A 12,229-nucleotide genomic window follows, 5' to 3' on the forward strand; every position below is an offset into this window, starting at 1 on the left:
CGCCGGCGTCCCCGCGCCGGTCGTCCGGACGTTGCACCCGCCACCGTGGTCGCCATGTGCACGGGAACGAAAAAGCCGCCTCGCGGCGGCTTGATCGTGTCCCGGATGCGACGGCGGTCACGCCGCGCGAGAGGCCTTCTTGCGGTCGTTCTCGGTCAGGTGCTTCTTGCGCAGGCGGATTTCCTTCGGCGTGACCTCGACCAACTCGTCGTCGTCGATGAAGTCCAGCGCCTGCTCCAGCGAGAACTTGATCGCCGGAGTGAGCTGGATCGCGTCGTCCTTGCCCGAGGCGCGCATGTTGGTCAGCGGCTTGGGCTTGATCGCGTTGACCGTCAGGTCGTTGTCCTTGGCGTGGATGCCGACCAGCTGGCCCTCGTACACGTTGTCGCCCTCGGCCGCGAACAGCTTGCCGCGCTCCTGCAGCGGGCCCAGCGAGTAGGCGGGGGTGGTACCGCCGGCGTTGGCGATCATCACACCGTTGGGGCGCTTGGCGATCTGGCCTTCTTCCTTCGGACCGTAATGGTCGAACACGTGGAACAGCAGGCCCGAACCCTGGGTCAGGGTCTTGAACTGGTTCTGGAAGCCGATCAGGCCACGCGCCGGGATCATGTACTCCAGGCGCACGCGGCCCTTGCCGTCCGGCTCCATGTTCTTGAGCTGGCCCTTGCGGATGCCCAGGCGCTCCATCACCGGGCCCTGGTGAATCTCTTCCACGTCGACCACCAGCTGCTCGAACGGCTCCATCTTCTGGCCGTCGATCTCCTTGACGATCACTTCCGGGCGCGACACGGCGAGCTCGTAGCCCTCGCGGCGCATGTTCTCGATCAGCACCGACAGGTGCAGCTCGCCGCGGCCGGAGACCAGGAACTTGTCCGCGTCCGAACCCTGCTCGACGCGCAGCGCCACGTTGTGCACCTGCTCGCGCTCGAGGCGGTCCTTGAGCTGGCGGCTGGTGAGGAACTTGCCGCCGGAGAGGTCCTTGTTGCCGGCGAACGGCGAGTTGTTCACCTGGAAGGTCATGCTGATGGTCGGCTCGTCGACGGTCAGCGCCGGCAGCGCCTCGGGCTTGTCCAGCGAGCAGACGGTGTCGGAAATGGTGAGCTCCGCGATGCCGGAGATGGCGACGATGTCGCCGGCCTCGGCACTGTCCTGCTCGATGCGCTCCAGGCCCATGAAGCCCAGCACCTGCAGCACCTTGCCCTGGCGCTTCTTGCCGTGGCGGTCGATCACCGCGACGGGCATGTTCTTCTTCAGCGTGCCGCGCTGGATGCGGCCGATGCCGATCACGCCGACGAAGTTGTTGTAGTCGAGCTGGCTGATGCGCATCTGGAACGGGCCTTCCGGATCCACTTCCGGCTTGGGCGCGTGCTGCATGATGGCTTCGTACAGCGGGGTCATGTCGCCTTCGCGGGCGTTCTCGTCCAGCGAGGCGTAGCCGTTCAGCGCCGAGGCGTAGACGATCGGGAAGTCCATCTGCTCGGGCGTGGCGCCCAGGCGGTCGAACAGGTCCCACACCTGTTCCACGACCCACTCGGGGCGGGCGCCGGGGCGGTCGATCTTGTTGACCACCACGATCGGCTTGAAGCCCATCGCGAAGGCCTTCTGGGTGACGAAACGGGTCTGCGGCATCGGGCCGTCCATCGCGTCGACCAGGATCAGCACGGTGTCCACCATCGACAGCACGCGCTCCACCTCGCCGCCGAAGTCGGCGTGTCCGGGGGTGTCGACGATGTTGATGCGGTTGCCCTGCCAGCTGATGGCGGTGTTCTTGGCCAGGATGGTGATGCCGCGTTCCTTTTCCTGGTCGTTGGAGTCCATCACGCGCTCGGCCAGCACCGTGCGTTCGGACAGGGTGCCCGATTGTTTGAGAAGCTGATCCACAAGCGTGGTCTTGCCATGGTCGACGTGGGCGACGATGGCGATGTTGCGCAGTTTTTCGATGGACATGGCACAGGCCCGGGCGGCGCGTGGAAAGCCGCCACGTAAGTTTCGGAGGGGTTAACCCGGGAATTATACGGACTTGCGCGACAACTTGCCCGTGCCGGGTCTGAACGGCCCTGGCGGGCCCGATCGGTCGAAAAACTGGCCTTCCGGCCGTCGTGGAGAGGGCGGCCCGCAGCGGGCCACGACAGGAGACCAACGATGAATGGCATGCCCCCCGTGGCGTCCCCCGAGGACTGGCAGGCAGCCCTCCACCGGCTGCGTGTCCGCGAAAAAGAGGCCACCCGTGCGCTCGACGCGCTGGCGGCCGAGCGACGCCGGCTGCCGATGGTGCGTTTCGCGGGCGGCTACCGCTTCGAAGGTCCGGCGGGCGAGCTCGGCCTGGCGGACCTGTTCGAGGGCCGGCGCCAGTTGGTGGTCTATCACTTCATGCCGCCGGGAGAGGACTTCTGCGTGGGCTGCTCGGGCTTCGCGGACAACATCGGCCGGCTGGAGCACCTGCACGCACGCGACACCACCCTGGCCCTGGTCACGCCGGCGCCGTACGCGCGGCTGGCCGCCTACCGCGCACGCATGGGCTGGCAGGTGCCCTGGTACGCCGCGCTGGGCCCGGCCTTCAACGAAGCCTGCGGCCTGGGCGGAGGCGGCTTCGGGTTGAGCGTGTTCCTGCGCGAGGGTGAGGTGGTGTACCGCAGCTACTTCACCGATGCCCGCGGCGTCGACCGCCTGCGGCTGGACTTCAACCTGCTCGACCTCACGCCGTTCGGCCGCCAGGAAAGCTGGGAAGACTCGCCGTCCGGCTGGCCGCAGACCGAGCCCTACCGCTGGTGGCGCCGGCACGACGAGTACGGCGAAGCGTGAGGACACGGCGCGCTACAGGGAGAGGCTTTCCACCCAGGCGGCGATCGTCTGCACGGCGGCCTGGCGGGGGAACACCTTCTCGGTCAGCACGCGGTGCACTTCCGGATCGGCATCGGCGCAGCCGTCGGCCAGCACGGTGAGGCGGTAGTCCAGGTCGGCCGCCAGCCGCACGGTCGAGAGCACCACGCCGCTGGTGGCCACGCCCGCCAGCACCAATGCCTCGATGCCGGCCGCGCGCAGCACCATCTCCAGGTCGCTGCCGGCGAATGCGCCGATGCGACGCTTGGTCACCACCACGTCCTGCGGCTGCACGTCGAGCGAAGGGTGGAGGTCGCTGCCCGGCTCCCCTTCGACCAGGCGGCCGGTCCGGCGCATTTCCGAAAACCGCATGTTGTTGGGCGACACCTCGGGATAGCCCGGCCGGAAGCACACCCGCACCCACACCACCGGCAGGCCGGCACGCCGCGCGGCGGCGAGGGCGGTGCGGATGCGCCCGAGCAGGCCCTCGTCCGGATAGTTCTGCAGGATCGATGGCTGCAGGTCCATCAGCAACAGGGCAGTGCGCGGACCCGGGTCGGCGTGCATGGCTGGCTCCCGCTCAGGCGGCCGCGTACTCGCCCATGCGGGCGCGTGGCCGGATCGCGATGGTGGCATCGCCGGCGATCAGCTGCAGCTCGCCATCCTGGATCAGGCACTGCAGCCGCATGCCACGCTCGCACAACGCGGCGAGCTGGCGCACGGAGGCCTCGTCGATGTCGAGCACGGTCAGGTTTTCGTTGCGCGAGAGCGCGCCGCCCACCTTGTCCCACCAGATGTCGGCGGCGCGCCCGCCGTAGTTGAGCACCACCACCTGCTGCGCGCGGCCGCAGGCCTTGCGGAGGCGCGCCTCGTCCGGCTGGCCGAGCTCGATCCACTGTTCCACCTCGCCGCTGTACGCGCGCCGCCACAGGGCGGGCTCGTCCTCGTCGCTGAGGCCCTTGCCGAATTCGAGCCGCTCGTCGGCATGCAGCGCGAAGGCGAGCAGCCGCACCATCAGCCGCTCCTCGGTTTCGGACGGATGGCGGGCGAGGGTGAGTGCGTGGGTGGCGTAGTAATGCCGGTCCATGTCGCTGATCGACAGTTCGGCTTTGTGGATGGTGGCGTTGAGGGCCATGGACGTGCCTGGTTGCAGTGCAATCGGTCATTGTACGCCCCGGCTCCCTGGCGGCCGGCGCTAAGCTCGCCGTCGATGATCCACGCCGACGCCCCCAGCACCGTGCACCTGCCCGAAGGCGACTGGCCGACCGCTCTCGATGGCCTGTGCGCGTGCTTCCCGCGCATTCCGCGCGAGCAGTGGCTGGACCGCGTGCGCCGCGGCCGCGTGCTGGATGCCGACGGCGCGCCGATCGACGAGCGCACGCCGCACCGGGCCGGCATGAAGCTGCGCTATTTCCGCGAGGTGGCCAGCGAGCCGTCCGTGCCCGGCGAGGAGGTGGTGCTGCATGCCGACGAGCACCTGGTGGTGGTCGACAAGCCGCACTTCCTGCCGGTGATCCCGGCCGGCGCATACGTGCGGCAGACCCTGCTGGCGCGGCTGGTTCGAAGGCTGGGCAATCCATCGCTGGTGCCGCTGCACCGGCTCGACCGCGAGACCGCCGGGCTGGTGCTGTTCTCGGCGCAGCCGGCCACGCGCGATGCGTATCTCGGCCCGTTCCGCGCACGGCGCATCGCCAAGCGCTACGAGGCGCTGGCCGCGCCGTTGCCGGGCCTGGATTTTCCACACGTCCGCCGCTCGCGGCTGCAACGCGGCGAGCCGTTCTTCCGCATGTGCGAGGTGGACGGCGAGGCGAACAGCGAGACGCGCGTGGAGGTGATCGAGCGCGGCACGCGGCTGTGGCGCTATGCGCTGGAGCCGCATACCGGACGTAAGCACCAGTTGCGCGTGCACATGGCGTCGCTCGGCGCGCCGATCTGCAACGACCGGTTCTACCCGCAACTGCAGGAGCGCGGCGGCGATGACTTCAGCCGGCCCCTGCAACTGCTCGCGCGCGCCCTCACGTTCGTCGATCCCCTGAGCGGACAGCCGCGGGAGTTCCGCAGCAGGCTGTCGCTGGATCCGGTCGCGTAGGCGCCGGATGGAGCCGCTCCGGCTCGCGCCCAACGTCACCCGCGGTGTCAGGCATGCCGGTCGCGTCCGCCGTAGGCCTCGAGGATGGCCGTGCGTGCGCGGACCAGGTCGTCGACGATGCGCGGCAAGCGCGCGCGGGTGAAGAAGATGCCGTAAAGGCCGCTTTGCCGGTCGATCCATGGATACGTGCCGAACGCGCCGGGACTGGACACCAGCGTGCAGCGTCGGTCGGCGGACCAGCGCTCGCACCAGTTGCCCAGCGCGTACTGCGGGCCGCCATGCCCGGCTCCGGGCGGTTTGTAGGCCATCGGCAGGCCGAGCGTCTGCGCCGTTTCCATGGCATCCACCGCGCCGGTGGAGAGGATGCGCTTCCCATCCGCGCTGCCGTCCTGCGCGAGCATCGTGAGGAAGCGCGCGTAGTCCTGCGCGGTCGTGACCACGCCACCCTGCAGCAGCGGGTCGAGCGTGTCCGAGGGCGCCACGCCGCGGGTGGGCAGGTGTTCCCAGTAGGTGTGGGTCATGCCGAGCGGCCCGGCGATACGCTGGTCGAACAGCGCGGACCAGCGCTCGTCCGTCACCGCCTCGACCGCCGCCCCCGCCACCTGGAAGCCGGGTCCGCCGTAGCGGAACACCGTGCCCGGCGCGTCCTGCAACGGCCGGCGTGCGACCGCGTCCGCGGAAGCGGCCAGGGTGATTCGCGGATCCTGTTGCAGGTCGACACGGTCGAGCAGGCTGCCTTCGCCGGAGGTCTGCGCCAGTAGTTGCCGCAATGTCGTGCGGCCGACGGCACCGGTGAAGGCAGGCAGGTAGCGGGAAATCGGTGCGTCGAGCGAGAGCTTGCCCTCGTCGACGACGGTCATGACCAGCGCCGCGGTCATCCATTTCGAAGCCGAGGCCACCGGAAACTGTGCAGCCGGATCGATGCCGCCGAGGTCCTCGCGAAACAGCACGCGGCCGTCCCTCATCACGATCGCGGTCAGGCCGGGCGCACCGTGGCGAATCGCATCCTGCAGCGCCTGCTCCGCGGCTGCGGGTGCCCGCGCCGCGGGCTGGGCGGCGGCGGGTTTCCTGCTGGCCAGGTACGCGCGCTTGCCCGCATGGATGAGCAGGGCCACGCACCCGGACAGGCCGGCCATGACGAAGATCGCGAGCAGCAGTCGCGCGGTATCGGAAATCTTCATGCATCGCCACCGCACAGCCATCCGCCCCATTCGGCCGGGTCGGTGTCCTGGAAGGTTTCGGAAAACACCCAGGCATGCCCGCCCGGATCGAACACGCTGTACTGGATCTCGCCATAGGGGAAACGCGTGGGCGGGCTGATGATCCGGGCGCCCGCGGCAAGCGCATGCGCGTGGTGCCGTTCGATGCCGACCAGCCGGACCATCACCGCCTGGGCGGGGCGAGCCCCGACGCCGCCGGGGTGAAAGCCTTCGCGCACCACGATGCAGGCGCCGCCGAATTCCATTTGCGCGCGGTGGTCGGCGATGCGCAGGCGCTCGCGGAAACCGAAAACGCGCTCCAGCCAGCGCACGGCGGCGCGAACGTCGGGATAGTCCAATACGGGGATGATCGTAGCGGCAGGCATCGAGCGGTTGCGCGCGAGTCCCGATGCGGATGGGACGCACGCCTCCATCAGCGGGAGCCCCGGCGCTGCTTGATGTAGTCGACGATTTCCGCCGTCGTCAGCTGGCCGTCGTGGTCGCTGTCGATCTCGTCGAAATGGTCGGCCAGGCGTGGCGTGCCCGCCTTGGCCTCGTCCCGGCTCAAGCGACCGTCATGGTTCGAATCGGCGTCGGCGAAACGCTGCTGGGCCCGTTCCATCATCTGTTGCGAGCGGGCCTCGCGCGCGCCCGCGCAGCCGCTGAGGCCCAGCGCAAGCACGGCGAGCAGGGTCGTGGCCAGGCGTCGGGTGGGCCGGAGAGAGATACGCATGCTGTTGCCTCGAGGGTTGGGTGGGATGCATGCACGGTATGGCCGTGGCCTCCGCAGGATGTTTCCGGCGGCGTGGGATCTGTGAGCGTTTGTGTAGGCCGGGGAGGCCGGCAACATCTGCTTGCAAACGGGTTGGCTCGAAGGCTGGCTGGCCGGCTGCCTGTGTTCGGAGGCGCGTCGTGATGCGGTGCAACATGCGCGCGAAAGTGCAGCGCGCATTTACAGCACGCTCACGCGGGGGTAAGTATTTGCCTCGGCCGTGGCGAAATGCCGCAGGCACAAGCAATAAGAACGGCGAAGCGGCGTGGCTGCCCGCCGGGCAGCCCACCGTCGTGTAACAGACCTGACGGGGAGCGAAGCTGATGAACAAGTACGTACAAGTGGCCCTATCCGCGGCGATCGCCGCCTGCCTGATGCCCGGCCTTGCGCTGGCGCAGAACGACGACCAGACGCAGGGCACCGCGCCGCAGTCCACCCCTGTGCCGCCAGCCAGTACCAAGGCACAGCAAAAACCGAGCGCCGCCAACGCCAAGAGCCTCGAGCAGGTGGTGGTGACCGGCAACACCGCCACCGGCGGCTTGCGGAAGATCGACACCAGCTACACGGTGACCACGGCCACCGCCGAACAGATCAAGATGGCCAATCCCAAGAGCACGGCCGACCTGCTGAAGATCGCGCCGGGCCTGTGGCCTGAATCCACCGGCGGCCAGACCGGCGCCAACATCGAGATCGCCGGCTTCCCCGGCGGCGGCGACGCGCCGTTCAACACCGTGCAGCTGATGGGTTCGCCTCTCTACGGCATGCCCACGCTGTCGTTCTTCGAGCAGACCTCCATCTTTCGCCTGGACGACACCGTCGACCGCGCGGAAATCATCCAGGGCGGTCCGTCGGTGGTGTTCGCCGACGGCCAGATCGGCGCCAGCGAGAACTTCATCCTCAAGCAGGGCACCGAGGTGCCTTCGGGCAGCGTCGGTGTCACCTACGGCAACGAGAACCTGCGTCGCCTCGACGGCTTCTTCGGCTTCCCGCTGGGCAAGGACACCTACGGCAGCATCGGCGGCTTCTACCGCGACTCCGACGGCGTGCGCGATCCCAAGTTCGCCGCGGACAAGGGCGGCCAGCTCACCGGCACGTTCACGCACGACAGCGACAACGGCACGATGACGCTGTACGCGCGCTATCTCAACGACCGCAACCAGTTCATCACGCCGATTCCGCTGATCCAGAGCGGCACCGACCATTTCAGCGCCTATCCGGGCTTCGATCCGCTCACCGATACCTACAACGGGCCGGCCATCCAGCACGTGTTCCTTGCCGGCTATCCGGGAGGAGGACGCGACGCCAACCTCGCCAACGGACGCGGCGCCAAGTTCGGCTTCTTCGGCGGCAACTTCGACTACGACCTGGGCAACGGCTGGAACATCTCGGACAAGTTCCTGATCGACGGCGGCGACGCCGACACCAACGCGCTGTTCTCCGGCACCAACCCGGGCAGCCTCAACGACATGCTCTACACCGACCAGAGCCAGATCGGCGCGTTCAACCTGGCGCCCGGTTCGGCCACCGCCAGCTACGTCGGCGGCGGCGCGGTCGATCCGAACCAGAGCGTGATCCACCAGGGCTGGTGGTTCATCCACAAGCACCTGAAGAACATGAGCAACGATTTCCGCCTGAGCAAGGAAATCTTCGAGGGCAACACCCTCACCGCCGGCGTGTACCTGGCCCACTACACCATGGACGACCAGTGGGCACTGGGCAACCAGATGCTGATGACCAATACGCCCAACGCGCGTCCGATCACGGTCACCTACGTCGACGGCGGCCAGACCTATTACCTGACCGACAACCAGGGCTTCCTCGACAACGGCGGCTTCAACATCGCCCAGCATGGCACCGCCACCAACAAGGCGTTCTACCTCTCCGACATCTGGCGCATCGGCAAGTGGCTGATCGACCTGTCCGGTCGCATCGAGAACCAGGACGCCACCAACAATGTGTGCAACTTCCAGAGTGACGGCCGGGTCGATGCTGACGGCAATCCCGTCAATGGCGTGATCGACACCGACGGCAACCCCTACACGCTCTACAACAACGCAGTGCCGGTCTGCGACGGCACCTTCGCCCGTACGAACTACGACAAGACCCACCCGTCGTGGACCTTCGGCGTGAACTACGAGCTCGCCGACAACATGAGCGTGTACATCCGCGCCAACCAGGGCGGCCACTTCGACGACTTCGACAACGGCATCCGTGGCAATACCACGGGCAATACCGCGCCGATGCAGAAGATCCAGAACTTCGAGGGCGGCTTCAAATACCAGAGCGAGCAGTGGTTCCTCGACCTGAGCGCCTACCACCGCCAGTTCATCGGCCTGCTGTACCAGCCCACCGACGCGGCCGGCGTGCCGAACGGCCCGCAGAGCACCTACGGTTCCGATTCGAAGGGCATCAACGTCAACACCGCCTGGAGCCCGACCGAGAACCTGAAGTTCCAACTGGTCGGCAACTACCTGGACGGCCACTACTCGCACAACAACTCGTGCCTGCCGTACACCAACCCTGTGGCCGGCGACGGCTGCGCGCTGATCAATGGCGTGCAGCTGCAGCGCCAGCCGAAGGTGCGCTACATGTTCACGCCCAGCTACAAGATCCCGTTCGGCTGGGGCGACGTGCTGGCCTTCGTCACCTTCACCCACGTGGGCCCGCACACGCAGGACATCTCCGGCCTGCAGCAGTTGGGCAGCTACCACACCTGGGACTTCGGCATCGTCGCCAACATCCAGCAGAGCTGGCAGCTGCGGCTGCAGGGCACCAACATGACCAACGAGCTGGGCCTGACCGAGAGCAACTCGCGCATCTTCGGTTCGGCGGCCGGCACCACCGGCGTGATCCTGGCCCGTCCGCTGGAGGGTCGCGAGGTCAACCTGCAGGTGAAGTACCTGTTCTGAAGCACCCCGGATTGCCTGCGTCCCGCAGTTAATGGCGGGCGCAGGCATCTTTTTTCCGACCTCACGATGGAGGCGCGATGAAATCCGGTCGCCTGCTTGCCACCTTGTTCCGGGTCGCCTTGTGCGTCGTCGCCGCGGCCGCCGCCCCGGTGCTCGCCGCCACCGACCCGAGCTTCCAGTTCACCGCCACCGCCAGGGACTTCGGCAGCTACTTCCCCAGCTACCTGGCCAACGGCTACTTCTCCACCATGACCTCGCCGCGCGGCACCGAGCCGAACGCCGCGTACATGGTCGCGTTCATGGACTACAAGCCGGGCGACATCTCGCGGCCGGCGGCGATTCCCGGCTGGAGCGAGATCGACTACAACCCCGGCGGCGGCTGGCTCAACCGCACGCGGCTGGACGCGGGCATCTTCCGCGACTACGCGCAGACGCTGGACATGCACGATGCCACGCTGTCCACGCGCTACCGCTTCGCCTACGCCAACAAGGCCAGCGACATCGAAGTCACCACCTTCGTCAGCCAGGCCTCGCCGCACCTGGCGGCCACGCGCATCGCGATCACCCCGCAGTTCGACGGCCCGGTGCAACTGAGCTTCCCGATCCGGCTGTGGTCCGAGCACCAGCCGCGCTTCCCGATCGCCAGCATGGGCGGCGAGGAGATGATCGCGGCGGTGATCGCCAGCGGGCAGAACCTGGACAACAAGCCGGTGCCCACGCCCGACCGCGCGCCGGTGTGGTATCCGGGCCATACGCAGGTGCTTTCCAGCGGCGGCGACAGCAAAGCGCTGACGCTGCAGTTGAAGGGCAAGGCGCAGCATGGCTTGGGCATGGCCGAGGCAGCGGCGGTCGGCCTGCCGCCAGGCCTGTCGCCCGACACGGTCAAGCTCGAGCGGACACCGACCAAGCTCTCGCTGGAAATCACGGCCACGTTGCACAAGGGCCAGCGCTACGTCTTCACCAAGTACCTGGCGCTCTCGCGCGACGGCTGGGGCGACGACGAGGACGTGCTCGCCCTGGCCACCGCCGCGCGCACGACCGGCTTCGACCGCCTGCTGGCCGACCACCAGGCCGCCTGGCACCGGCTGTGGCAGTCCGACATCGTGATCGACGGCAATCCGGCCGTGCAGAAGGCGGTGCATTCGGACCTCTACTACCTGCTGTCCAATTCCACCGTCGGCACCGCCTGGCCGATGGGCGCCTGCGCGCTGACGCCCAACTACGCGGGGCACGCGTTCTGGGACAGCGACTCCTGGGTGTTCCCGGCGCTGCTGCTGCTGCATCCGGATCGCGCGAAACCCATCGTGATGTTCCGCGGCCGCACCACCGAACCGGCGCGCGCCCGTGCCCGCCAGCACGGCGTGGCCGGCACCATGTACCCGTGGGAGGCCGATCCGCAGACCGGCGTGGACGTCACCCCGCACTTCGCCTATGAGGTGTACCGCGAGGTGCACGTCAACGCCGACATCGCCATCGCCCAATGGCAGTACTACCTCGCCACCGGCGACAGGGACTGGCTGAAGACCCACGCCTGGCCGGTGCTGCAAGGCATCGCTACGTTCTGGACCAGCCGGGTCAGCTACGACAAGGCGCACGACCGCTACCAGATCCACCACGTCACCTCGCCGGACGAGGCTTACAACGACGTGCCGAACGACTCCTTCACCAACGCCGCTGCACGCAAGGCGCTTGAGATCGCGGTGAAGGCGGCGCGCGTGGTGGGCGCCAAGGCGGACCCGCGCTGGAGCGAGATCGCCTCGAAGATGTACATCCCGTTCGACGAGGCGGAGCAGCGCCACCTCGACTTCGACAAATCGGTGCCGCACGACAAGATCACCTGGATGGGCTCGTCGCTGGTCTGGCTGATGTATCCGAACCTGGACCTGCCGATGTCGCCGCAGGTGCGCCGCAACGACTTCGACTTCCAGCTGCAGGCGCTGAAGAGCCACGGCGACGACCCCAACGAAATGATGATGGTGATGCTCGCCGTCGGCGCCGCGGAACTGGGCGACGGCAAGGCCGCCGGCGAATGGATCGATCGCAACCTGGTCGGCTTCCTGAAAGCCCCGTTCAACGTGCGTACGGAGACGGCGGCCAACAACGCCGGCTACATCCTGGCCACCTCGGCCGGTTTCCTGCAGAGCATGCTCTACGGCCTCACCGGCCTGCGCATCGAGGACGACGGCCTGAGCGAGAAGTACGCGCCGGTGCTGCCGCCGGGCTGGAACGGCTTGACGCTCAAGGGCGTGCACTTCCGTGGACAGCGCTATGACATCCGGGTGGAGCGCGGCGCCGACAGCAAGGCACGGCTGGTGCGCAAGGCGCTGCCGTGAAGCGAATCCCCCGCCGGAACACAGCGTGCGCGCGACCGGGAGCGGGGAGCCTCGTCGAAAGCAGCGGATCGATCGCGGACTTCGCGCGATCGCTGTTGTGGTTGCTC

Annotated in this window: 10 protein-coding genes; 4 read left to right on the top strand and 6 right to left on the bottom strand. The window is 67.9% G+C overall.

Annotated features, from left to right (window positions below; genetic code table 11):
• Positions 1-117: 117 nt before the first annotated feature.
• The gene (gene typA / locus AAIL17_RS09390) at positions 118-1,947 is read right to left on the bottom strand and encodes a translational GTPase TypA (RefSeq protein WP_424682566.1); all 1,830 of its coding nucleotides are present in this window, start codon (positions 1,945-1,947) and stop codon (positions 118-120) included.
• A 195-nt stretch (positions 1,948-2,142) separates the two neighbouring features.
• On the opposite strand from typA, the gene AAIL17_RS09395 reads away from it, so the two are divergent.
• Positions 2,143-2,802: a DUF899 domain-containing protein gene (locus AAIL17_RS09395; RefSeq protein ID WP_424682567.1), complete on the top strand. Its 660-nt coding sequence runs from the start codon at positions 2,143-2,145 to the stop codon at positions 2,800-2,802.
• A gap of 12 nt (positions 2,803-2,814) precedes the next feature.
• Here the strand turns inward: AAIL17_RS09395 and AAIL17_RS09400 are convergent, their stop codons facing one another.
• Both AAIL17_RS09400 and AAIL17_RS09405 read right to left on the bottom strand, forming a co-directional pair.
• Positions 2,815-3,387: a cysteine hydrolase family protein gene (locus AAIL17_RS09400; RefSeq protein WP_424682568.1), complete on the bottom strand. Its 573-nt coding sequence runs from the start codon at positions 3,385-3,387 to the stop codon at positions 2,815-2,817.
• 13 nt (positions 3,388-3,400) lie between these two features.
• Entirely contained in the window at positions 3,401-3,955 is a 555-nt protein-coding gene (locus AAIL17_RS09405; RefSeq protein ID WP_424682569.1) for a YaeQ family protein, read from the bottom strand.
• Positions 3,956-4,030: 75 nt separating this feature from the next.
• On the opposite strand from AAIL17_RS09405, the gene AAIL17_RS09410 reads away from it, so the two are divergent.
• Entirely contained in the window at positions 4,031-4,909 is an 879-nt protein-coding gene (locus AAIL17_RS09410) for a pseudouridine synthase (protein ID WP_424682570.1), read from the top strand.
• A 47-nt stretch (positions 4,910-4,956) separates the two neighbouring features.
• On the opposite strand, the gene AAIL17_RS09415 is transcribed toward AAIL17_RS09410, so the two are convergent.
• Genes AAIL17_RS09415 through AAIL17_RS09425 form a run of 3 tightly spaced genes read right to left on the bottom strand, consistent with a single transcriptional unit; the run spans position 4,957 to position 6,841 of the window.
• Positions 4,957-6,090 (bottom strand): serine hydrolase domain-containing protein, encoded by a 1,134-nt coding sequence (locus AAIL17_RS09415; protein WP_424682572.1) that lies wholly within the window; start codon positions 6,088-6,090, stop codon positions 4,957-4,959.
• Positions 6,087-6,494 (bottom strand): VOC family protein, encoded by a 408-nt coding sequence (locus AAIL17_RS09420; protein ID WP_424682573.1) that lies wholly within the window; start codon positions 6,492-6,494, stop codon positions 6,087-6,089. Before AAIL17_RS09420 ends, AAIL17_RS09415 begins: the two co-directional genes overlap by 4 nt.
• A gap of 47 nt (positions 6,495-6,541) precedes the next feature.
• Positions 6,542-6,841: a hypothetical protein gene (locus tag AAIL17_RS09425; RefSeq protein ID WP_424682575.1), complete on the bottom strand. Its 300-nt coding sequence runs from the start codon at positions 6,839-6,841 to the stop codon at positions 6,542-6,544.
• A 362-nt stretch (positions 6,842-7,203) separates the two neighbouring features.
• Between AAIL17_RS09425 and AAIL17_RS09430 the strand changes: the two genes are divergently transcribed.
• A complete protein-coding gene (locus tag AAIL17_RS09430; protein WP_424682576.1) occupies positions 7,204-9,789 on the top strand; it encodes a TonB-dependent receptor in 2,586 nt (861 codons plus the stop codon).
• 77 nt (positions 9,790-9,866) lie between these two features.
• Positions 9,867-12,122 (top strand): glycosyl hydrolase family 95 catalytic domain-containing protein, encoded by a 2,256-nt coding sequence (locus AAIL17_RS09435; protein ID WP_424682577.1) that lies wholly within the window; start codon positions 9,867-9,869, stop codon positions 12,120-12,122.
• Positions 12,123-12,229 lie beyond the last annotated feature (107 nt).

Source organism: Frateuria sp. YIM B11624 (assembly GCF_049727805.1).
Classification (GTDB): domain Bacteria; phylum Pseudomonadota; class Gammaproteobacteria; order Xanthomonadales; family Rhodanobacteraceae; genus Frateuria_A.

Bases quoted from the DNA above. Each gene is read 5' to 3' on its own strand.
- typA (WP_424682566.1), bottom strand. From the start codon at position 1,947: ATGTCCATCGAAAAACTGCGCAACATCGCCATCGTCGCCCACGTCGAC.
- AAIL17_RS09395 (WP_424682567.1), top strand. From the start codon at position 2,143: ATGAATGGCATGCCCCCCGTGGCGTCCCCCGAGGACTGGCAGGCAGCC.
- AAIL17_RS09400 (WP_424682568.1), bottom strand. From the start codon at position 3,387: ATGCACGCCGACCCGGGTCCGCGCACTGCCCTGTTGCTGATGGACCTG.
- AAIL17_RS09405 (WP_424682569.1), bottom strand. From the start codon at position 3,955: ATGGCCCTCAACGCCACCATCCACAAAGCCGAACTGTCGATCAGCGAC.
- AAIL17_RS09410 (WP_424682570.1), top strand. From the start codon at position 4,031: ATGATCCACGCCGACGCCCCCAGCACCGTGCACCTGCCCGAAGGCGAC.
- AAIL17_RS09415 (WP_424682572.1), bottom strand. From the start codon at position 6,090: ATGAAGATTTCCGATACCGCGCGACTGCTGCTCGCGATCTTCGTCATG.
- AAIL17_RS09420 (WP_424682573.1), bottom strand. From the start codon at position 6,494: ATGCCTGCCGCTACGATCATCCCCGTATTGGACTATCCCGACGTTCGC.
- AAIL17_RS09425 (WP_424682575.1), bottom strand. From the start codon at position 6,841: ATGCGTATCTCTCTCCGGCCCACCCGACGCCTGGCCACGACCCTGCTC.
- AAIL17_RS09430 (WP_424682576.1), top strand. From the start codon at position 7,204: ATGAACAAGTACGTACAAGTGGCCCTATCCGCGGCGATCGCCGCCTGC.
- AAIL17_RS09435 (WP_424682577.1), top strand. From the start codon at position 9,867: ATGAAATCCGGTCGCCTGCTTGCCACCTTGTTCCGGGTCGCCTTGTGC.